Annotated in this window: 17 protein-coding genes; 10 read left to right on the forward strand and 7 right to left on the reverse strand. The window is 69.5% G+C overall.

The features are described 5' to 3' along the window. Nucleotides 1-52 precede the first annotated feature (52 nt). Entirely contained in the window at nt 53-781 is a 729-nt protein-coding gene (locus tag GBZ48_RS06840) for a GntR family transcriptional regulator (protein ID WP_174470330.1), read from the forward strand. Between the two features lie 27 nt (nt 782-808). On the opposite strand, the gene GBZ48_RS06845 is transcribed toward GBZ48_RS06840, so the two are convergent. Then, complete coding sequence (locus tag GBZ48_RS06845; RefSeq protein ID WP_343049374.1) at nt 809-3,181, reverse strand: PAS domain-containing hybrid sensor histidine kinase/response regulator; 2,373 nt, start codon at nt 3,179-3,181, stop codon at nt 809-811. A gap of 220 nt (nt 3,182-3,401) precedes the next feature. Then, complete coding sequence (locus tag GBZ48_RS06850; RefSeq protein WP_174470332.1) at nt 3,402-4,286, reverse strand: LysR family transcriptional regulator; 885 nt, start codon at nt 4,284-4,286, stop codon at nt 3,402-3,404. Nucleotides 4,287-4,361: 75 nt separating this feature from the next. Here GBZ48_RS06850 and GBZ48_RS06855 point away from each other — a divergent pair, with 75 nt between their 5' ends. Together GBZ48_RS06855 and GBZ48_RS06860 are read left to right on the forward strand one after the other, a co-directional pair. Then, nucleotides 4,362-5,603, forward strand: coding sequence for an MFS transporter (locus GBZ48_RS06855; protein ID WP_174470333.1), 1,242 nt, complete (start codon nt 4,362-4,364; stop codon nt 5,601-5,603). Between the two features lie 5 nt (nt 5,604-5,608). Continuing rightward, nucleotides 5,609-6,154 (forward strand): GNAT family N-acetyltransferase, encoded by a 546-nt coding sequence (locus GBZ48_RS06860; protein ID WP_174470334.1) that lies wholly within the window; start codon nt 5,609-5,611, stop codon nt 6,152-6,154. A 12-nt stretch (nt 6,155-6,166) separates the two neighbouring features. Here the strand turns inward: GBZ48_RS06860 and GBZ48_RS06865 are convergent, their stop codons facing one another. Together GBZ48_RS06865 and GBZ48_RS06870 are read right to left on the reverse strand one after the other, a co-directional pair. Then, nucleotides 6,167-6,418, reverse strand: a complete 252-nt coding sequence (locus GBZ48_RS06865; RefSeq protein WP_174470335.1) for a hypothetical protein — start codon at nt 6,416-6,418, stop codon at nt 6,167-6,169. A 160-nt stretch (nt 6,419-6,578) separates the two neighbouring features. Beyond that, entirely contained in the window at nt 6,579-7,355 is a 777-nt protein-coding gene (locus GBZ48_RS06870; RefSeq protein ID WP_174470336.1) for an SDR family NAD(P)-dependent oxidoreductase, read from the reverse strand. A gap of 279 nt (nt 7,356-7,634) precedes the next feature. On the opposite strand from GBZ48_RS06870, the gene GBZ48_RS06875 reads away from it, so the two are divergent. The 7 genes from GBZ48_RS06875 to GBZ48_RS06905 all read left to right on the forward strand — a co-directional run bounded on the left by GBZ48_RS06875 (nt 7,635) and on the right by GBZ48_RS06905 (nt 14,182). Further along, on the forward strand, nt 7,635-8,468 hold the full coding sequence (locus GBZ48_RS06875; protein ID WP_174470337.1) for an IclR family transcriptional regulator: 834 nt from the start codon (nt 7,635-7,637) through the stop codon (nt 8,466-8,468). Beyond that, complete coding sequence (locus tag GBZ48_RS06880; protein ID WP_174470338.1) at nt 8,432-9,451, forward strand: 2-dehydro-3-deoxygalactonokinase; 1,020 nt, start codon at nt 8,432-8,434, stop codon at nt 9,449-9,451. Before GBZ48_RS06875 ends, GBZ48_RS06880 begins: the two co-directional genes overlap by 37 nt. Further along, nucleotides 9,444-10,109: a 2-dehydro-3-deoxy-6-phosphogalactonate aldolase gene (locus tag GBZ48_RS06885; protein ID WP_174470339.1), complete on the forward strand. Its 666-nt coding sequence runs from the start codon at nt 9,444-9,446 to the stop codon at nt 10,107-10,109. The genes GBZ48_RS06880 and GBZ48_RS06885 overlap by 8 nt, the downstream gene beginning before the upstream one ends. Before the next feature lie 51 nt (nt 10,110-10,160). After that, nucleotides 10,161-11,126: a Bug family tripartite tricarboxylate transporter substrate binding protein gene (locus GBZ48_RS06890; protein WP_174470340.1), complete on the forward strand. Its 966-nt coding sequence runs from the start codon at nt 10,161-10,163 to the stop codon at nt 11,124-11,126. A gap of 69 nt (nt 11,127-11,195) precedes the next feature. Next, entirely contained in the window at nt 11,196-11,702 is a 507-nt protein-coding gene (locus GBZ48_RS06895) for a tripartite tricarboxylate transporter TctB family protein (protein WP_109447488.1), read from the forward strand. Nucleotides 11,703-11,741: 39 nt separating this feature from the next. Then, nucleotides 11,742-13,271 carry a tripartite tricarboxylate transporter permease gene (locus GBZ48_RS06900; protein ID WP_174470341.1) on the forward strand — a complete coding sequence of 510 codons (1,530 nt, stop codon included), beginning with the start codon at nt 11,742-11,744 and terminating at the stop codon, nt 13,269-13,271. After that, nucleotides 13,268-14,182, forward strand: coding sequence for an SMP-30/gluconolactonase/LRE family protein (locus GBZ48_RS06905; protein WP_174470342.1), 915 nt, complete (start codon nt 13,268-13,270; stop codon nt 14,180-14,182). Before GBZ48_RS06900 ends, GBZ48_RS06905 begins: the two co-directional genes overlap by 4 nt. Before the next feature lie 113 nt (nt 14,183-14,295). Here the strand turns inward: GBZ48_RS06905 and GBZ48_RS06910 are convergent, their stop codons facing one another. The 3 genes from GBZ48_RS06910 to GBZ48_RS06920 are packed head-to-tail and all read right to left on the reverse strand — an operon-like array spanning nt 14,296 to nt 18,749. Further along, nucleotides 14,296-15,834: an AMP-binding protein gene (locus GBZ48_RS06910; protein ID WP_174470343.1), complete on the reverse strand. Its 1,539-nt coding sequence runs from the start codon at nt 15,832-15,834 to the stop codon at nt 14,296-14,298. A 60-nt stretch (nt 15,835-15,894) separates the two neighbouring features. After that, nucleotides 15,895-17,658, reverse strand: a complete 1,764-nt coding sequence (locus GBZ48_RS06915) for an ABC transporter permease subunit (RefSeq protein WP_174470344.1) — start codon at nt 17,656-17,658, stop codon at nt 15,895-15,897. Next, entirely contained in the window at nt 17,655-18,749 is a 1,095-nt protein-coding gene (locus tag GBZ48_RS06920) for an ABC transporter ATP-binding protein (RefSeq protein ID WP_174470345.1), read from the reverse strand. Before GBZ48_RS06920 ends, GBZ48_RS06915 begins: the two co-directional genes overlap by 4 nt. Nucleotides 18,750-18,773 lie beyond the last annotated feature (24 nt).

The following is an 18,773-nucleotide window of genomic DNA, read 5'->3' on the forward strand; positions in this document are numbered from 1 at the left end:
ATTGGATCCAATATCCAGGCAAGCGTTTTTTCTCACCTCCCAGGTCCCCCGCATGTCCCAGCTTCCCGACGCCCGCCCTTCCGACTCCCGACCCTCCGATGCGCGCCTTGCCGATCTGGCCGTATTGATCGCGCGCAACCGGCCGCGCTTCCGCACCGCGACCGAGTTCGTCGAGGCGGCGATGCGCGAGGCGATCCTGGAGGGGGTTCTTCCGGCCGGCGCCCCGCTGCGCCAGGAGGATCTCGCCGCCGCCTTCGGCGTCAGCCGCATGCCGGTGCGCGAGGCCCTGCGCCAGTTGGAGGCCCGCGCGCTGGTGGAGTTCCATCCCCACCGCGGCGCGGTGGTGGCGGAGATATCGGCGGAGGATTCGGCCGACATCGGCGCCATCCGGGCGGCGCTGGAGCCGGCGGCCCTGCGGCTGTCGCTGCCGCATCTGACGGCGGACGACCTTGCCCTGGCGGCGGAGCTGATCGCGGAGATGGATGCGGAGGCCGATCCCGGCCGCATGGGGGAGCTGAACCGGCGCTTCCACATGACGCTCTATGCCCGCGCCGGCCGGCCGCGCCTGCTGGCGCTGGTGGAGCAGCATCTCTCCGCCGCCGACCGCTATCTGCGCTTCCAGTTCTCGGCGCTGGGCTACCATCCCCGCTCCCAGGACGAGCATCATGCCCTGCTGGCGGCCTGCCGTGCCGGCGATGCGGACGCCGCCTGCGGCATCGTCGTGCGCCATGTCATCCAGGCGGGCGAGCAGCTGAGCGCCTTTCTGGACGGGCGGGGGTGAGGTTGGCGGGGATGGCACCCCGCCCTTTCACGGCGTCCCCAGCAGTTCACCCAGCGCGTGGCTGAGCTGGCGCGGCGTCACCGGCTTGTGGATGATGCCCAGCCCATGGGCGGCGGCGTCGAGTTCGCATTCGGGACCGGTCTCGCCGGTCAGGATCAGGCCGGGGACCGGCGCGCTGCCGGGATCGTCGTACAGCGCGCGGATGCGGGCGACCGCCTCGGTGCCGTAGCGCCCTTCGCGCAGCCGGTAATCGGCGACGATCAGGTCGGGGCGGCGGCCCGTGCGGCTCAACCCCTCCACCGCCTTCTGGGCGGAGCCGGCGACCAGCACCTGATAGCCCCATTCGCGGAAGATCGTCTCCAGCCCCAGCAGCACGATGGCGTCGTCGTCGACCACCACGGCGAAGCGGCCGCGGCCGGCGGTCGCCGCCTCCGCCGCGGTCACCGGCGTCTCAACCGTGCGGCCGAGCGGCAGGGCGATGACGAAGCTGGTCCCCTGCCCCGGCTTCGAGGTGACGTCCACCGGATGGTTCAGCAGCAGCGACAGCCGCCGCACGATGGCCAGCCCAAGCCCAAGCCCGCGGTTGCGGTCGCGCTCCGGGTTGCCGACCTGATGGAACTCCTCCCAGATGCGTTCGAGATGGTCGGGCGGGATGCCGATGCCGGTGTCGCGAACCTCGATCAGCAACCGCCCGCCGGCCCGCCGGCATTCGATGTCAATCCGCCCGTTCTCGGTATAGCGCAGGGCGTTCTCCACGAGATTGCGCACCATGCGGGTCAGCAGGGTGCGGTCGGTCCGGGCCGCGGCGTTGCAGGACAGGACGTGCAGTTCCAGCCCCTTGGCCGCCGCCACCGGCCGGTAGGAGGCGGCGATGTGGTCGAACAGCGGGGCGACAGACACGTTCTCGATGTTCGGCTGGACCACGCCGGCATCGAGCCGCGACATGTCGAGCAGGCTGTCCAGCAACTCCTTCAGCGCGTCCAGGCCGCGGCCCAGATGCATCAGCGCGGTGGCACCCTGGCTGCCCTGCACATGCGGCTTCAGCACGTCGACGAACAGCAGCAGCGCCTGCAACGGCTGGCGCAGGTCATGGCTGGCCGCGGCCAGGAACTTGCCCTTGGCGAGGTCGGCGGCCTCCGCCGTTTCCTTCGCCTGCAACAGCGCCTGCTGGGCCTGACGGCGGGCGGTGATGTCGCGGAAATAGACGGACAGCCCGTCGGCGTTGGGATAGATGCTGATCTCCACCCAGTCGCCCAGGATGGGGGAGAGAACCTCGATGGTCATCTCGCGCCCTTCGCGCACCGCCTGCTTCTGCGCCTCGAAGGCTTCGCTGCCCACCACCTTGGGGAAGGCTTCCCAGACGCGGCGGCCGAGCAGAGTCTCACGCGACCGCCGCCACAACTGCTCGGCCTTCCGGTTGATGTAGGTGAAGCGCCAGTCATGGTCGACGGCATAGAAGGCGTCGCTGATGCTCTCCAGGATCTTCACCGCCCGCTCGTGCGAGGCACGGGCCTCCTCCTCCGCCCGCTTGCGCATGGTGATGTCGCGGAAGAAGCAGCCCACCCCCTCCGCCGTCGGCAGAAAGCGGATTTCCAGCCACAGGGTGGTGCCTTCGCCATCGAAGCGCTTTTCCATGCTGGTCGGCTGCCGCTCCGTCATTGTCCTGCGGCACAGCGACTCCAGGTCCGACCCGGCAAGCTGCGGCCACACCTCCCACAGGCGGCGGCCGCGCATCGCCGACAGCGACTGGCGGTCGAGCTGCTCGGCGCTGCGGTTCTGGTAGATCACGCGGTAATCGCCGTCCAGCGCCACCAGCGCCTCGTCGATGCTGTCAAGGATGTCGGTCGCACGCCGGCGCACGTCGGCAATCGCCTCCTCCATCCGCCGCTCGTCGGACCGGTCATGCAGGATCCACAGGAATCCCTCCTCGTCGCCCTGGAGCGGCAGGATGGTCAGCGCGCCCCAAACGGAGAAGCCGTCCCGGTGGCGGATGGGGCGCTCCTCCTGGATGCGGCCTTCGGCGAGCGCGCGGATCCGCAAAGCATCGGGCACGCCGGCTGCGACCTCCTCCGGCGGGAACAGGATGTCGACCGGCTGGCCCAGCACCTCTTCCTCGGTCCAGCCCAGGATGCGGACGGCGCCGGGGTTCCAACTGGTTATCCGGCCGTCCGGCGCCAGGGTCAGGATGGCGTGCCCGATGGCGCTGTCGAGAATCGCGCGCAGCCGTCTTTCGCTGTCGGCATGGGCGGTGCGGCTGCGCTCCAGCGCTTCGAAGGCGGTGCGCAAATCCTCGTTCAACGCGGTGACCGTCAGCAGATCGTCGCGGCCGCTGTGGGCGGTGGACATGGCGGTGGACAGCGCCGACTGGAGCCGGGCGTTCTCCCGCTCAAGCTTCTCCACCCTTGCAAGCAGATCCGTATCTTGTGGGGCAGGCAAATCCGGCCCGGCTCCCGTTCGGTGATCGGCGGGCTCGTTCGGGACGGACAGCTGTTCGGTCATAGGCGCCCAAAGAAAAACGAAACGCTCATCCGTCGAGAGTGCGCAATGCCCAAAGCCGCTGTAAACCTTCCAAAAGCAATATTCCGGATGATCGCGATATCCCGAAATGTAATCGATGTCGTTACCGCATACCGGAGATCGCCTTAACCATGGCCCGCACGCCGGCATCGAGCACTTTGTCACGCCGCAACACCAACCCAAGGGTGCGGATCAATGGCGGCGTCAGAGCTTGTACTGCGAACCGGTCGCAATCCTGCGGCCCCGCCACGGTGACCGACGGCAGGATCGACCGGCCGAGCCCGGCGGCGACGAGGTTCTTGATCGCCTCCACATTGCCCAGCTCCATCGATGGGCGCGGCTGGATGCCGCCGGCCATGAACCAGCCGTCGATCACCGCCCGCATGGTTCCGCCGCGTTCGTAGAGGATCAGGGTTTCATCCGCCAGCGCCGTCGGGGCGACAGCCTGCTGCTGATGAAAGTCGTCGCGGGGGCCGACGCAGACCAGTTCCTCGGCACAGACCGGCTCGATGGACAGGCCGGGGCGGCCGGCCGGCAGGGTGACCAGCGCGAGATCCAGCGTTCCGCCTTCCACCGCATCCAGGATGTCCGGCGTGTTGCCGGTGACGACGATGATCTCCAGCCCGGGATGGGCGTTGCGCAGGGCGGTCAGGACCGGCGGCAGGCGGTAGATGCAGGCGGTGGCCCCGGTGCCGATGCGCACGCGCCCGACCTGCCCGGCGCGGTGTCGGCCCATGGCGGCCGCTGCCGCCTCCATCTCCTCGCGCAGGCGGCGGATGAAGGGCAGCAGGTCGCGACCGGCCGCGGTCGGCAGGGCACGCTTGCCCACCCGCTCCACCAGCCGCACGCCGAAGCGCTCCTCCAGGTTGCGGATCTGCATGCTGACCGCCGGCTGGGTCAGACCGAGCCGCCCGGCGGCCTCGGTGAAGCCGCCATGCTCGACGACGGTCGCGAAGGTGATGAGCTGGTCGAGGTTCAGGCCGCGCATACCAACAGTCTTCCTTATGATTTCGATCAAATCAATAAATTTGCCTTTTCTCCGGCGGTCCGCGACGGTGTGGCCATGACGACCGCCGCCATCACCGCTCCCGCCCCCTCCTCCCGGCCGATCTGGTTCGTGCTGCTCTGCGCCAGCCGTTTCGCCACCTCGCTGTCCTTCATGGTCTATGCCGGCGCGCTCGTGCCCGCGATGCAGGCCTGGGGCATGTCGGCGGGAGAGGCCGGGTCGATCCAGACCGCCTTCAACGTCGGCTACGCCCTGTCGCTGGTGGGCTCATCCTGGTTCGCCGACAGCCTGGGCGCCAAGCGCGTCTTCCTGTGTGCCAGTTGGGCGACCGCGCTGACCGGCATCGCCTTCGCATTCTTCGCCCGCTCGGCGGAAAGCGGACTGCTGCTGTTCGCGCTGATGGGGCTGACCCAGGGCGGCACCTATGCCCCATCCATCATGCTGGTGGCGCAGGGCGTGCCGGCGGACCGGCGCGGTGCTGCGGTGGGCTGGCTGCTGGCGGCGGGGTCGCTCGGCTATTTCGCCTCCATCGCGCTTGCAGCATGGCTGGCCGAGCGGTTCGGCTACGAGGCGGCCTTCATCGCCTGCGGGCTGGGACCGCTGCTGGCGGCGCTGCTCGCCACGCCGGGCCTGCTCCGGCGGCCCAATCTGGTGGCGGGCGGGGGAGCGCGGCGGCTGCGCGGCGCCTTCCGTTTCCTATCCGACCGCCGGTCCTTCCTGCTGACCGCCGGCTACACCGCCCATTGCTGGGAACTGCTGGGCATGTGGGCGTGGCTGCCGGCCTTCCTGACCGCCAGTCTGGCCGGCGCCGGCGGCGACGGGGCGGGCGGGCGCGGGCTGTGGATCGCCGGTGCCATCCATCTCTCGGGCTTCCTGTCGTCGCTGCTGATGGGACGCGCATCCGACCGGCTGGGCCGGCGGGCAGTGCTGGTGGCGATGGGCATGCTGGGGGCCGCCTGCTCCTTCACCATCGGCTGGATCGACGGGATGCCGCTGGCCCTGGTCCTGGCGGTGGCGGCGCTCTACGGCTTCTCCGCGTTGGGCGACTCTCCCGTGCTGTCCACGGCGATGACCGAATCGGTCGAGCCGGGCAGCCTGGGTGCGGCGCTCGCCGTCCGCTCCATCCTGGGCTTCGGCGCCGGAGGTGCGGCGCCGCTGGCGGTCGGTCTGGTGCTGGACCGGGCCGGCGGCGCAGGGGATGCCGGCTGGGGCTGGGGTTTCGCGCTTCTCGGCGTCGGCGGCGGGTTGGCGACCGTCTGCGCCCTTCTTCTTCCCGCCGACCGTCCTGACCGGAGCTGATCCACATGGTTTCCATTGCCGGGCCTGCCATCACCGTGCGGGCATCCGCCGACGCCGACATTCCCGCCATCACCGCGCTTTATGCCCACCATGTGCTGCACGGCACCGCCTCGTTCGAGGAGGTTCCGCCGGACGAGGCGGAGATCGCCCGCCGTCGCGCCGACATCCTTGGGCGCGGGCTGCCCTATCTGGCGGCGGAGTGCGAGGGACGGCTGGTCGGCTATGCCTATGCCGGCCTGTACCGCACCCGCAGCGCCTACCGCTTCACGCTGGAGAATTCCGTCTATGTCGCCGACGGCATGGGCCGGCGCGGCATCGGCCGGGCGCTGATGGACCCGCTGATCGAGATGTGCGAGGCGGCGGGCTACCGCCGGATGATTGCGGCAATCGGCGACAGCGCCAACCACGGCTCCATCGGCCTGCACAGCGCCTGCGGCTTCCGTCCTGTCGGCATCCTGCCCGCCGTGGGCTTCAAGTTCGGCCGCTGGTTGGACGGCGTGCTGATGGAACGGCCGCTCGGCGACGGGAGCAACAGCCCGCCGGTCGGCTGACCGGAAACCCCGTCAGTCGGCCCCCAGCAGCTCGTCCGGCCGCGGGCTGGACGCCTTCGCCATCGGCACCGTCCGCGGCAGTTCCACGCCGGGTAGCTGCCAGTCCACCGGCGGCGCCGATCCCGGCGTCGGCCGGTACTGGTCCAGAACCGCCAGCAGGGTCAGCAGCGCCAGGGACAGCGCCACCACCAGCAGCCGGCGGTCCACGCCGGCCATCGGGCCTTTGTCATCGGCTTTGGCGTTGTCGCGATCCAGCAGGGCCATGCTCCGTCCTCCTGTCCTCTCGGCCTTCGTATCTGGGACAAGCTTGATCGATGCGGCGGAACGTCACAATGTGGCTTTGCCGCAGTCTGCCTTCGGTTCAGGCGAAGGCAGACTGCGGCCTCAGGGTCTATGCGGATCGGTCGGATGCCGGCAGGCAGGCTCAGGGCATGTACTGGCCGCCGTTCACGTCGAGGATCTGTCCGGTGATGTAGCCGCTGCAGGCGTGCGAGGCGAAGAACAGGAAGGTCGGCGCGCATTCCTCCGGCTTGCCGAAGCGGCCCATCGGGAAGCCGGCGCCGATGCGGGCCTTGGTGTCCGTGTCCTTGTCGGCGTGGAAGGCGGTGTCGAAGGTGCCGGGCGACACCGTGTTGAAGCGGATGCCGTCCTTCGTGTGGAAGACCACCCAGTTCTTCTGGATGTTGTGCAGCCAAGCCTTCGCAGCACCATACAGCCCGGCGCCGGGGCCGCCGCCGGTGTAGCCGGCGACCGAGCCGACCAGGATCACCGACGCGGTGGTGCCGCTCCGGCTGGCGGATTCCTTCAGGTGCGGCAGCGCGTATTTGGTGACCATCAGGGCGGAGCGCGCGTTCAGGTCGGTCACCGCGTCGAAGAACGCGTCGTCGATCTCCTCCAGCGGCTTGCGCGCGACCAGACCGCCCGCATTGTTGATCAGCACGTCGATGCCGCCGAAGCGGGCGACGAAATCCTCGACCAGACGCCTGGCCCCCTCGCTGGACGACACGTCGCCGGGCAGGAAGGCGACCTCGCCGTCCAGCGCGTTCAGCCGGGCCAGCGTGGAGTCGAGGTCGGCCGGCGCCTTGCGGCCGTTCATGCCGACCAGCGCGCCATGGCGGGCGAACGCCTCGACCGCTGCCAGACCGATTCCCTGGGTCGACCCCGTCACCAGAACGCGCCGGCCTTTCAGATCACCGAACATGCGTGAGCCTTTCCTTGCCATCGTTGAAAACCGCGGAGCGCGGTACGGTCCGCACCCGACACACTTACTGTCCCAAATATTGAGACGCAGTTCTCAATATTGCCCGGATGGTAGGGGCGAAGAGCAGTCTGGTCAAGAATGGCTACATCAGCACGTCATATTGCCTTCTTTATAAATGTCTCACTATATGGCACTATCTATGTTGGATTTGACAACATACAACGCGGCCACTAAGGTCCCGTCACCGAGGCGACACGAATGCCCACCAGAACCGATCCCATGACCCAGCCCGTTGACGTAATCGACCCGGCCACGCCCGAAAGGCGGCAGGCCGCCGGAACGCAAACCCTGCTCCGCGGGCTGGCGGCGATCGAGTGCGTGGCGACCGGCACGACCGAGGTGAAGGGAATCGCGGCCCGTCTGAACACGCCGCGCAGCACCGTCCACCGCATGCTGAACAGCCTGGTGGCGGAGGGGTACCTGCACCATGTCCCCTACAAGGGCTATCTGCTGGGACCGAAGCTGATTGAACTCGGCATGAGGGCGCTGGAGCAGCGGCCGCTGGTGGCGCTGGCCCGGCCCCACATCGAGGCGCTGGCCCAGCGCACCGGCGACACCGTCCATCTCGGCGTGGTCGACGGCGACGAGGTCTTCTATCTCGACAAGATTCCGAGCACGCGTGGGCTGGAGATGCGCTCGCGCGTCGGCCTGCGCATGCCGCTGGCCTCGACCGGCATCGGCAAGGCGCTGATGCTGGGGATGCCGCCGTCGCGCTGGCGCCAGCTGCACGACGCAGTGGCGACGGCGCCGGACACGGTGGGCGGACGGCCCGGACCGCTGCCCTGGCCGAAATACGAAAAGCTGATGGCGGGCTTCCTGCGGCGGGACTGGGTGCTCGACCTCGAAGAGAACGAGATCGGCGTCCGCTGCGTCGGCGCGCCGGTGCGCGACATCAGCAACCAAGTGGTCGCCGCCATCAGCGTGGCGAGCGCGGTGCCCTACATGCCGGACGAACGGATGGCTGAACTCGGACCGATCGTCCGCGCGGCCGCCGACGCGATATCGAAGGAATTGGGATGGAAACAGGACGGAAGCGCGACGGGGCGGCCCTGATCGCGCTGGACTGGGGCACCTCCAGTCTGCGCGGATTCCTCATGGACAGCGCCGGCACGGTGCTGGAGCAGCGAGCCAACGCGCACGGCATCCAGAATCTGCCGCAGCCCGGCCTGCCCGGCTTCGAGCAGGCCTTCGCCGGGCTGTGCGGCGACTGGCTGGCCGGCAATCCGGGCGTCCCGGTGGTGGCCGGCGGCATGGTCGGCAGCGCCCAGGGCTGGGCCGAAGCGCCCTATGTCGCCTGCCCCGCCGACACCGGCACGCTGGCCGGGCAAGCCATCGCGGTGGACAGCGCCGCCGGCGTCCGCATCCTGATCGCCCCCGGCGTCACCTACGCCCCGCCCGACGCACCGCCCGACATCCTGCGCGGCGAGGAGATCCAGATCGCCGGCGTGCTGGCCGACCGCCCCGACTGGGCGCACCAAGCCTGCATGGTGCTGCCGGGCACCCATTCCAAATGGGTGCAGATCGAGGACGGGCGGATGACCCGTTTCGCCACCTACATGACCGGCGAGCTGTTCGCCGTGCTGACCAAGCACTCGATCCTCGGCCGTTTGATGCCAGCGGACGCCGATATTGAGGCACGGGCCGATGCAGACGCCCGCGACGCGGCCTTCGCCGACGGCGTGCGGGCGGCGCAGGCCAGCGGGCCGGGCGACCTGTCGCACCAGATCTTCGCCGCGCGCACGCTCGGCATCACCCGCCGCATGGCGCCGGAACTGCTGAAGGATTTCCTGTCCGGCCTGCTGATCGGGCACGAGATGGTCTCCGGCCTCACTCGGATGGGGGCGGCGCTGGGCAGCGGCCGGCCGCTGCTGCTGATCGGCGACGGCATGCTGTGCCGCCGCTACGTCCAGGGCCTGGCCCTGCTGGGCATCGAGCCCACTGCCCGGCTCGAGAACACCGCGCCCAAGGGGCTGTTCCAGTTCGCCATAGCCGCCGGCCTGATCGCGCCGCCGGCCGGAAAGGACACTCATGTCTGATGAAAGCCTGCCCAAAGACGGCCTGAAGGCCCGGCTCGACGCCGCCTTCGCCGCCCTGCCGCTGGTCGCCATCCTGCGCGGCCTGAAGCCCGTCGAATGCGAGGATGCCGCCCGCGCCCTCTACGACCGCGGCTTCCGGCTGATCGAGGTGCCGCTGAACTCGCCGGACCCGTTCGACAGCATCGCCGCCATCCGCCGCATCCTGCCGCAGGACGCGCTGGTTGGCGCCGGCACCGTGCTGGAGGTGGCGCAGGTCGCCCGCCTCAAGGAGATCGGCGCCGATCTGGTGGTGATGCCGCATGCCGACACCGCGGTGATCCGGGCCGCCAAGGCCGCCGGGCTGGCCTGCGTTCCCGGCGTCGCCACGGCGACCGAGGCCTTCGCCGCACTGGCGGCCGGCGCCGACGCGCTGAAGCTGTTCCCGGCCGAGCAGATCAATCCGACAATCGTCAAGGCGATCCGCACCGTGCTGCCGGCCGGCACCCGGCTGTTGCCGGTGGGCGGCATCGCCCCCGACACCATGGCCCCCTTCCTTGAGGTCGGCGTCGCCGGCTTCGGGCTGGGATCGGCGCTCTACAAGCCGGGCATGACCGCAGCACAGATCGCCGAGCGGGCCGAGGCCTTCGTCGCGTCCTGGACGGCGCTCAATCCGCGCTGACCCGCTGTTTCTTTCCGTACCCCACCAAGCAAAATTCGAGGGAGAACGTTTATGAAGGGCTATCGCCTTCTGACCGGCGCCGTCGTCGGCGTCCTGGCCACGGCCAGCCTGATTGCCGGCGCGCAGGCCGCCGAATACCCGACCAAGCCGGTCGAGCTGATCGTTCCCTATGCCGCCGGCGGCGGCACCGATCTGGTCGCCCGCGCCTATGCCGACGCTACCAAGAAGCACCTGCCGCAGGCGATGGGCGTCGTCAACAAGACCGGCGGCGGCGGCGCCGTCGGCCTGACCGAGATCATGGCCGCCCGCGCCGACGGCTACAAGGTGGGCATGGGCACGGTGGAGATCACCCTGCTGCCGCACATGGGCGTCGCCCGCTTCTCGGTCGACGACTTCACCCCGATCGCCCGACTGAACGCCGAGCCGAGCGCCATCACCGTCAAGGCCGACGCGCCCTGGAAGACCATCGAGGAGTTCCTGGCCGACGCCAAGGCGAACCCCGGCAAGGTCCGCATCGGCAACTCCGGCACCGGCGCCATCTGGCACCTCGCCGCCGAGGCCCTGCAGAACAAGACCGGCCTGACCTTCAACCACATCCCGTTCGACGGCGCCAACCCGGCCGTGACCTCCCTGCTGGGCGGCCACATCGAGGCGGTGTCGGTCAGCCCGGCCGAGGTGTCGAGCCAGGTGGCCGGCGGCCAGCTCCGCATGCTGGCGGTGATGGCCGACGAGCGCTCCAAGGCCTTCCCCGACGTGCCCACCCTGAAGGAGAAGGGCATCGACCTGTCGGTCGCCACCTGGCGCGGCATCGTGGTGCCGAAGAAGACCCCGGCGCCGGTCGTCGAGACCCTGCGCAAGGCCAGCAAGGCGGCGGCCGAGGAGCCGGCCTTCCGTGAGCAGCTCGCCAAGATGAACCTGACCTGGGCCTATGCCGACGGTCCGGAGTTCGGCGCCGCCATGCAGAAGGACAACGCCTTCTTCAAGGATCTGATGACCAAGCTCGGCATGGCCAAGTAACACGGAAACGCGCCGGGCCGGCGGCGGCGAGCCGCCGGCCCGGCGTTCCGTTTCCGAGGAGTCCGACTGATGAGCAACGCACCTGTCCAGGGCGGCGGGGCCGGCGCGCCCCTCTCCACCAAGATCGCCAATCTCGTCATCGCGGTCGTGCTGATCGCGGTGGCCGCCGCCGCCATCGCCTCGACCGGCGATTTCCCCAAGACCATGCTGGCCGCCGACGTCGGCCCGGCCCGGTTCCCGATCATCCACGCCTCCGTGCTGATCGTGCTGTGCCTGATCCTGATCGCCAACACGCTGCGCATGCCGACCATCGCCGACGACACTCCGCCGGTCGGTGTCGCCGGTTATGCCGGGGTGGCGCTGGGCATCCTCGCCACCGCGGCCTGCCTGTACGCCATGGAGTATGTCGGCTACGCCGTCGCCACGGTGGTCTACATGGCAGCCCTGATGTGGCTGATGGGGCAGCGCAGCCCGCTGTGGAACCCGGTGATCGCCGTCGTCGTGACCGCCGTGATCTATTTCACCTTCCAGAGCGCCCTCCAGGTGCCACTGCCGGTCGGGAGCCTGTTCGAATGAGCCTGTCATCCCGCCTCACGCCTACGAAGGAGCGCCGCCATGCATGAACTCGGCATGCTGATGAACGGCGTCGCGACGCTGGCCGCCAACCCGATGGCGCTGCTGCTGTCCCTGGTGGGCGTGGCTCTCGGCATCGTCATCGGCGCCCTTCCCGGCCTGACCGCGACGATGGGCGTCGCCATCCTGCTGCCCTTCACCTTCGGCATGGACCCGGTGTCCGGCCTGCTGATGATCTCCGGCGTCTTCTTCGGCGGCGTCTATGGCGGCTCGGTAACCGCCATCCTGCTGAAGATCCCCGGCACCCCGGCCGCCGCCGCCACCGCGATGGACGGTTTCGAGCTGACCAAGAAGGGCATGGCCGGCGTGGCTCTCGGCACCGCCACCCTGTCGTCCTTCCTCGGCGGCATGGCCAGCATCCTCGTGCTGATCTTCCTGGCGCCGGTTCTCGCCGGCTTTGCCCTGGAGTTCAGCGCGTCGGAAAGCTTCGCGCTCGCCGTCTTCGGGCTGAGCATCATCGCCAGCATCTCCGGCAAATCGGTGGTGAAGGGGCTGATCGCCGGCTTCCTCGGCCTGCTGATCGCCACCGTCGGGATGGACCCGATGGGCGGCTTCCCGCGCTTCACCGGCGGCTACACCGAGCTGTTCAACGTCCCCTTCATCCCGGTGATGATCGGGCTGTTCGCCGCCGCCGAAGCCTTCAAGTCGATGGAGGACCCGAAGGTCCGCCTCGGCATGGCGGCAGCGCTCGGCCGCATCATCCCGCCCTGGGCGACCTACAAGTCGCTGCTCGGCGTGGTGTCGCGCTCCTCGATTCTCGGCATCGTCATCGGCATCATTCCCGGTGCCGGCTCCGACATCGCCGCCTACGTCGCCTACAACGAGGCGCGGCGCTTCAGCAAGACGCCGGAGAATTACGGCAAGGGTGAGTTGGGCGGCGTCGCCGCCTGCGAGGCCGGCGCCAACGGCTGCACCGGCGGTGCGCTGCTGACCATGCTGACGCTGGGCATCCCCGGCGACGCGGTGACCGCGGTGATGCTGGGCGCGCTGACGCTCCAGGGGCTGCAGCCGGGTCCGCTGCTGTTCAAGGAACATGGCGATCTGGTCTTCACCCTCTTCGCCGGCATGATCTTCTGCTATGTCGGCATGCTGGTGCTGGGTCTGGGCTCGCTGCGCTTCATGGGCCGCATCCTGCAAATGCCGAAGTCGGTGCTGACGCCGGTCATCCTGGCGCTCTGCGTGGTCGGCACCTATGCCATCAACAACAGCCTGTTCGACATCGGCATCATGCTGGCCGCCGGCGTCGCCGGCTACTTCATGCAGAAGTGGGACTTCCCGGCCTCGCCGGTGGTGCTGGCGCTGATCATGGGACCGATGGCCGAGGCCAACTTCCGCCGCGCGCTGTCGCTCTCGGGCGGCAGCTACGACTTCCTCTACACCCGGCCGATCACCGCGGTTCTGCTGACCGTCGCCATCCTGACGATGCTGCTGCCGCTGGTGAAGCGCTGGCGGGCCGACCGGGCCGGTGCATCGGGGGGTGCTGCGGCCGGACCGTTGGAAGCGTCCAAGTGACCGCCGTCACCACCATCGGCCTCGACGCCGTCATCGAACCGGACCTGCGCAACGGCACCGGCGAGAATCCCGTCTGGGATGCCGACCGCCGCAGCTGGACCTGGATCGACATTCCGGGCCGCCGCATCCACCGGCTGGACATGTCCAGCGGTGTGCGGCGCGACTGGACGCTGCCGGAGCCGGTCGGCAGCCTCGTGCTGCGGCCGGACGGCGGTGCGGTCGTCGCCTGCCAGACCGGCCTCTTCGATGCCGACCTGCCCGAAGCGGGGGGTGAAGCGGTGCTCAGCCGCCTCGCCGACAGCCCCTTCCCGACGGAGGGCATGCGCTTCAACGACGGGCGCTGCGACCGGCAGGGGCGGCTGTGGGTGTCCGCCATGGTGATGGACATCGCCAAGGGCGACCCGTCCGGCGCGTGGTACCGCTACACCCGCGCCGAGGGGCTGGTGGAGACCGGGCTGACCGGCTTCGTCATCCCCAACGGCTCCGCCTTCAGCCCGGACGGCCGCACGCTCTACGCGTCCGACACCCACCGCGACGTGCGGATGGTCTGGGCCTGGGATTACGATCCGGAGGCCGGCACCGCCGGCAACCGGCGTCCCTTCGTCGACATGCGGGCGATGGTCGGGCGGCCGGACGGTGCGGCGGTCGATACCGACGGCTGCTATTGGATCTGCTGCCTCGACGAAGGCTGCATCAAGCGCTTCACCCCGCGCGGCGACCTCGACCGCCGGATCGAGGTGCCGATGCGCAAGCCGACCATGTGCGCCTTCGGCGGCGACGGCTTGCGCACGATGCTGGTCACCTCGCTCAGCCGCGGACCGGCCGATCTGGCCGAGGATCCGCACGGCGGCCGGGTCCTGATGTTCGACCCCGGCGTCCAGGGCCTGCCGGAGCCGCGCCTGACCCGCTGAGGGCACGGGCCTCGCACCAAGGCGATCCCATTCCTGGCGAAGGGCAAAGCCGGCTGTGTCTCACAGCCGGCTTTGTCCATTGTAGGCAGAGCTGAAGACGATGCCGGGCGACCTCAGCGCGCCGCCTGACGGTCCCAGCTGTCATTCACGGCGGGCGACAGGCGGTGCTTCATGATGCGCTGGCTGGGCGTGCGCTCGAACCCCTCCACCAGGGCGATGTAGCGCGGGTTCTGGTAGGGCGCCAGCTGGCGGCCGAGCCAGTCGGACAGCGCCGGGATGTCCACGGTGGCGCCCTGCCGGGGCTTGACGAACAGCTTGATGTCCTGCTCGCCGATGTCCGCCTGCACGCCGATGACGGCGCAATCCTCGATGGCGGGATGGGTGGCGGCGATGTGCTCGATCTCCCAGGCGGAAACGTTCTCACCCTTGCAGCGCATGCTGTCGGTCATGCGGCCGTGGAACAGCAGCGTGCCGTCCGGCAGCAGGGAGCCGAGGTCGCCGGTGTGCAGCGCGCCATCGCGGAGCGCCTTCGCCGTCGCCTCCGGATTGCGGAAATAGCCGGCGAACAGGGCGCCGGGCGTGTCGGTGCGCACCACGATCTCGCCGCGCTCGCCGCGGGCGACCGGCTTGCCGGCCTCGTCCAGCAGCTCAACGGTGAACCAGGGCATCGGCCGCCCCACCGCGCCGACGGTCCCCTCGTCGTTGCAGGTGGTGATGCTCGACGCCTCTGTCATGCCGTAGCATTCGCGGATCTCGACGCCGAACCGCTCCTGGAACGGCGTCCAGGTCTCCTTGGGACAGCCGCCGCCCCAGGCAATGCGCACCGGATGGTCGCGGTCGCGCGGGTCCGGCGGCTGCTTCAGCAGGATTTGCAGGATGCCGCCGAGATAATGGATGTGGGTGGCGCCATAGTCGCGGACCTGATCCCAGAAGCGGCTGGCGCTGAAGCGGTCAACCATCGCCAGCGACACCGCACGGATCAGCGGCAGCACGATCATCTGCGCGCCGCCGATGTGATAGAGCGGCTCCCAGACGAACAGAACGTCGCCGTCGCGGGCCGCCGACACGCGGGCCACCGCCTCGCCCGCCAGACGCATCATGCGGTGGGTGACCAGCGCGCCCTTCGGCCGGCCGGTGGTGCCCGACGTGTACATGATGGCGAAGAGGTCGTCCGGTCCGGGGAGCGTCCCCTCGAACGCGGCACCGCTGTCCAGCATCGGCTCCAGCCGCAGAAGCGAAGAGGCCTCGTCGGCGCCGGCCACGATCAGCGGCTTGCCCGACAGGTCGGCGCCGCACTCCGCGATGGTCGCCACGAGGTCGGCGTCGGCCAGTACGGCCGCCGGTTCGGAATGGTCCAGGATGTAGCGCAGCCCGTCGCCGCGCTGCTGGGCGTTGATCGGGACCCACACCAGCTCGGCCTTGGCGATGCCGAACAGGGTGGACAGCACCGCCGGGCTGTTGCGCAGCATCAGCGCCACGCGGTCGCCGGGGACCAGACCCATCCGCCGCAGCTCCGCCGCCATGCTATCGGACTGGCGGTCGAGGGTGCCGGCGGTCAGCGGGGCACCGTTGTAGCGGGCGAACAGACGCTCGCCGTCGGTCCGCGCGGCCTGGGTCAGCAGGCCGGCGAACCCGGTGGAGAAATCGGACATGGTCGGGACTCTCGGCTCGGAAAATCTCGGGATGAATGGACGGCGGCTCAGGTCTGCCGCTCAGCGGCCGGACCGGCGCAGCCGTTCGGCGATCAGCAGAAGCGCCATGACGATGAGGAAGACGACGACCGAAACCGCGGCCAGGGTCGGGTTCAGCTGCAGGATCATGTCGTCCCACATCTGCTTGGGCAGCGTGGTCTTGACCCCACCGCTGACGAAGATGGCCACCGTCAGCTCGTCGAAGGAGGTGATGAAGGCGAACAGGAAGGCGGCGACCAGACCGCCACGGATCAGCGGAACCGTGACCCGCATCAGCGTCTGCACCCGGTTGGCGCCGAGCGTCGCCGCCGCCTGGTCCAGCCGCCAGTCGTGCCCCTTGACCACCGCGGCGATGGCGACGAAGGCGAAGGGCAGCGCCAGCACCGTATGGCCGATGACGAGGCCGAGGTCGGTGGCGACCAGCCCGATCTGGGCAAACAGATAGAACAGGCCGACCGCGATGACGATGCGCGGAACGATCATCGGCGCCAGGAACAGGGCGAAGATGGCACCGCGCCAGCGCGAGGTCGAGCGGGCCAGCGCCAGGGCCGCCAGCCCGGCGATCAGGGTCGCCAGGATGGCGGTGGCGAAGGCGACGCCGAAGGAGCGCAGCGTGGCGCCCAGCCACAGGTCCGATCCGAAATAGACCTCGAACCATTTCAGGCTGTAGCCCGGCGGCGGGAAGTCGAGGAAGGGCGAGCTGGTGAAGGCGATCGGCACCACCACGATGGCCGGCGCCACCAGGAAGACCAGCACCAGCGTCGAATAGACCGCCGGCAGCCGGTCACGGCCACGCTCGCCCAGCACCGGTGCCGTCACCCGCGCGGCCATTGCCGTCAGCGCCGCCAGCGCCGACAGGATGCCCTGCCCGGCCCTGCGCATGCGGCCGCCGCCTTTTTTGCGCCGGGATCCCTCGCCGGACAAAGTGGACAGGCCGAAGATGCGGTCATAGACCCAGCAGGTGACCAGCGCCGCCGCCAGCATGAAGGTGGCCAGCGCCCCGGCGAAGGCCCAGTTCAGCATCTCCTGGATCTGGGCGATGATCAGTTGCGCCAGCATGGTCTGCTGCGGTCCGCCCAGCAATGCGGGAACGATGAAGAAGCCCAGCGAGGAGATGAAGGTCAGCAGCCCCGCCGCGGCGATGCCCGGCAGCGACAGCTGGAAATAGACGAGCCAGAAGGCATGGCCGGGTGCGGCCCCCAGCGTTTCCGCCGCCTGGACCAGCCGGCGGTCGATGCCGGTCATCACCGGCAGCATGGTCAGCACGGCCAGCGGCAGCATGGCGTGCACCATGCCGATCATCACGCCGAACTCGTTGTGCAGCATCTCCGGCTGCGGCAGGCCGCCGGCAGCCAGGATGCCGCCGATGACGCCGGTGCGGCCCAGGATCACCATCCAGGCGAAGGTCTTCACCAGATAGCTGGTCCAGAACGGCACCATCACCGCCAGAATCATCACGCCGCGCTTGCGCTCCGGAAGCTGCGCCAGCCAATAGGCCAGCGGATAGCCCAGCAGAAGCGAGAACAGCGCCGTCAGCCCGGCGATGCGGAAGGTGCCCATCAGCACGCGGAAATAGACGCCGGTGTCGACGATGCGGGCGTAATGCTCCCCCGTCCAGGCGCCGGTGTCGGCGTCCTGCACGCTGAGGCCGAGCAGCCGCAGGACCGGATAGAGGAAGAAGACGGCGAGGAAGGCGATGCCGGGTGCCGCCAGCCAGAGCGGTCCGAAGCGCAGGCGCTGCCGCAGACCGCCCTCGTCGGCGCCGTGCAGGAGAACGGCGCTCATGACACCAGCACCCCGGCGTCGCTGCGCCAGCGCACGGCGACATGGTCGCCAAGCGGCGGCGGCGACATGCCGCGCCGCAGCCGGACGGTGATGGTGGACTGGTCGCCGAGCGCCACCAACACGCGGGTTTCCGAGCCGGCATAGACGGTGTCGACCACCTGGCCCGACACCTCGTTGTCGCCCTCGCCGTCGAGGTCGAGCTGTTCGGGCCGGACGATCAGCGACGCCTCGCCCTGGCCGGCCGCGGCACTGGCGGTGGCGGTGGCGGGCGACAGGCGGAACCGCCCGCCGCCGGTCACCAGGATCGGCGCCCCACCCTCGTCGCGCTGGAGCCGGCCGCGGAAGATGTTCGACACGCCGATGAAGTCGGCGGCGAAGGCGGTCTTCGGCCGGGCATAGATGTCGTGCGGGGTGCCGATCTGCTCGATGCGCGCGTGGTTCATCAGGCAGATGCGGTCGGACATGGCCAGGGCTTCCTCCTGGTCATGGGTGACATAGATGATGGTGGCGCCGGTCTCGCGGTGCAGCCGCTTGATCTCGTACTGCATGTGCTCGCGCAGTTTCTTGTCGAGCGCCCCCAGCGGTTCGTCCATCAGGATGACCGAGGGCTGGTAGACGAAGCAGCGGGCCAGCGCCACCCGCTGCTGCTGGCCGCCCGACAGCTCCTTGGGGAAGCGGTCGCCGAGATGGCCGAGATGGACCATCTCCAGCGCCTCCCGGACCCGCCGGTCGACATCGGCGCCCGGGATCCCGCGCATGCGCAGGGGAAAGCCGATGTTCTCCGCCACCGTCAGGTGGGGGAACAGGGCGTAATGCTGGAAGACCAGCCCGATGTCGCGCTTGTGGACGGGCGTGCGGGTTTCGTCGCGACCATCGATCAGGATGCGCCCGCCGTTCGGCTCCACCAGCCCGCAGATCATCTGCAACAGCGTGGTCTTGCCCGAACCGGAGGGGCCCAGCAGGGTCAGGAATTCGCCCGCCGGGACCTCCAGCCGGGTGGGCTGGAGGGCGACGACGGACCCGTAGCTCTTGGTGAGGCCATCGACCAGGAGCTTGCAGGCGGGAGGGGCCGTTCCGTGGGAGGGGAGCATGGCGGCGGGTCTCCTGTGATGGTC

Source organism: Azospirillum melinis, from assembly GCF_013340935.1.
GTDB classification, from domain to species: Bacteria; Pseudomonadota; Alphaproteobacteria; order Azospirillales; family Azospirillaceae; genus Azospirillum; species Azospirillum melinis.

Bases quoted from the DNA above. Each gene is read 5' to 3' on its own strand.
- GBZ48_RS06840 (WP_174470330.1), top strand. From the start codon at position 53: ATGTCCCAGCTTCCCGACGCCCGCCCTTCCGACTCCCGACCCTCCGAT.
- GBZ48_RS06850 (WP_174470332.1), bottom strand. From the start codon at position 4,286: ATGCGCGGCCTGAACCTCGACCAGCTCATCACCTTCGCGACCGTCGTC.
- GBZ48_RS06855 (WP_174470333.1), top strand. From the start codon at position 4,362: ATGACGACCGCCGCCATCACCGCTCCCGCCCCCTCCTCCCGGCCGATC.
- GBZ48_RS06860 (WP_174470334.1), top strand. From the start codon at position 5,609: ATGGTTTCCATTGCCGGGCCTGCCATCACCGTGCGGGCATCCGCCGAC.
- GBZ48_RS06865 (WP_174470335.1), bottom strand. From the start codon at position 6,418: ATGGCCCTGCTGGATCGCGACAACGCCAAAGCCGATGACAAAGGCCCG.
- GBZ48_RS06870 (WP_174470336.1), bottom strand. From the start codon at position 7,355: ATGTTCGGTGATCTGAAAGGCCGGCGCGTTCTGGTGACGGGGTCGACC.
- GBZ48_RS06875 (WP_174470337.1), top strand. From the start codon at position 7,635: ATGACCCAGCCCGTTGACGTAATCGACCCGGCCACGCCCGAAAGGCGG.
- GBZ48_RS06880 (WP_174470338.1), top strand. From the start codon at position 8,432: ATGGAAACAGGACGGAAGCGCGACGGGGCGGCCCTGATCGCGCTGGAC.
- GBZ48_RS06885 (WP_174470339.1), top strand. From the start codon at position 9,444: ATGTCTGATGAAAGCCTGCCCAAAGACGGCCTGAAGGCCCGGCTCGAC.
- GBZ48_RS06890 (WP_174470340.1), top strand. From the start codon at position 10,161: ATGAAGGGCTATCGCCTTCTGACCGGCGCCGTCGTCGGCGTCCTGGCC.
- GBZ48_RS06895 (WP_109447488.1), top strand. From the start codon at position 11,196: ATGAGCAACGCACCTGTCCAGGGCGGCGGGGCCGGCGCGCCCCTCTCC.
- GBZ48_RS06900 (WP_174470341.1), top strand. From the start codon at position 11,742: ATGCATGAACTCGGCATGCTGATGAACGGCGTCGCGACGCTGGCCGCC.
- GBZ48_RS06910 (WP_174470343.1), bottom strand. From the start codon at position 15,834: ATGTCCGATTTCTCCACCGGGTTCGCCGGCCTGCTGACCCAGGCCGCG.
- GBZ48_RS06915 (WP_174470344.1), bottom strand. From the start codon at position 17,658: ATGAGCGCCGTTCTCCTGCACGGCGCCGACGAGGGCGGTCTGCGGCAG.
- GBZ48_RS06920 (WP_174470345.1), bottom strand. From the start codon at position 18,749: ATGCTCCCCTCCCACGGAACGGCCCCTCCCGCCTGCAAGCTCCTGGTC.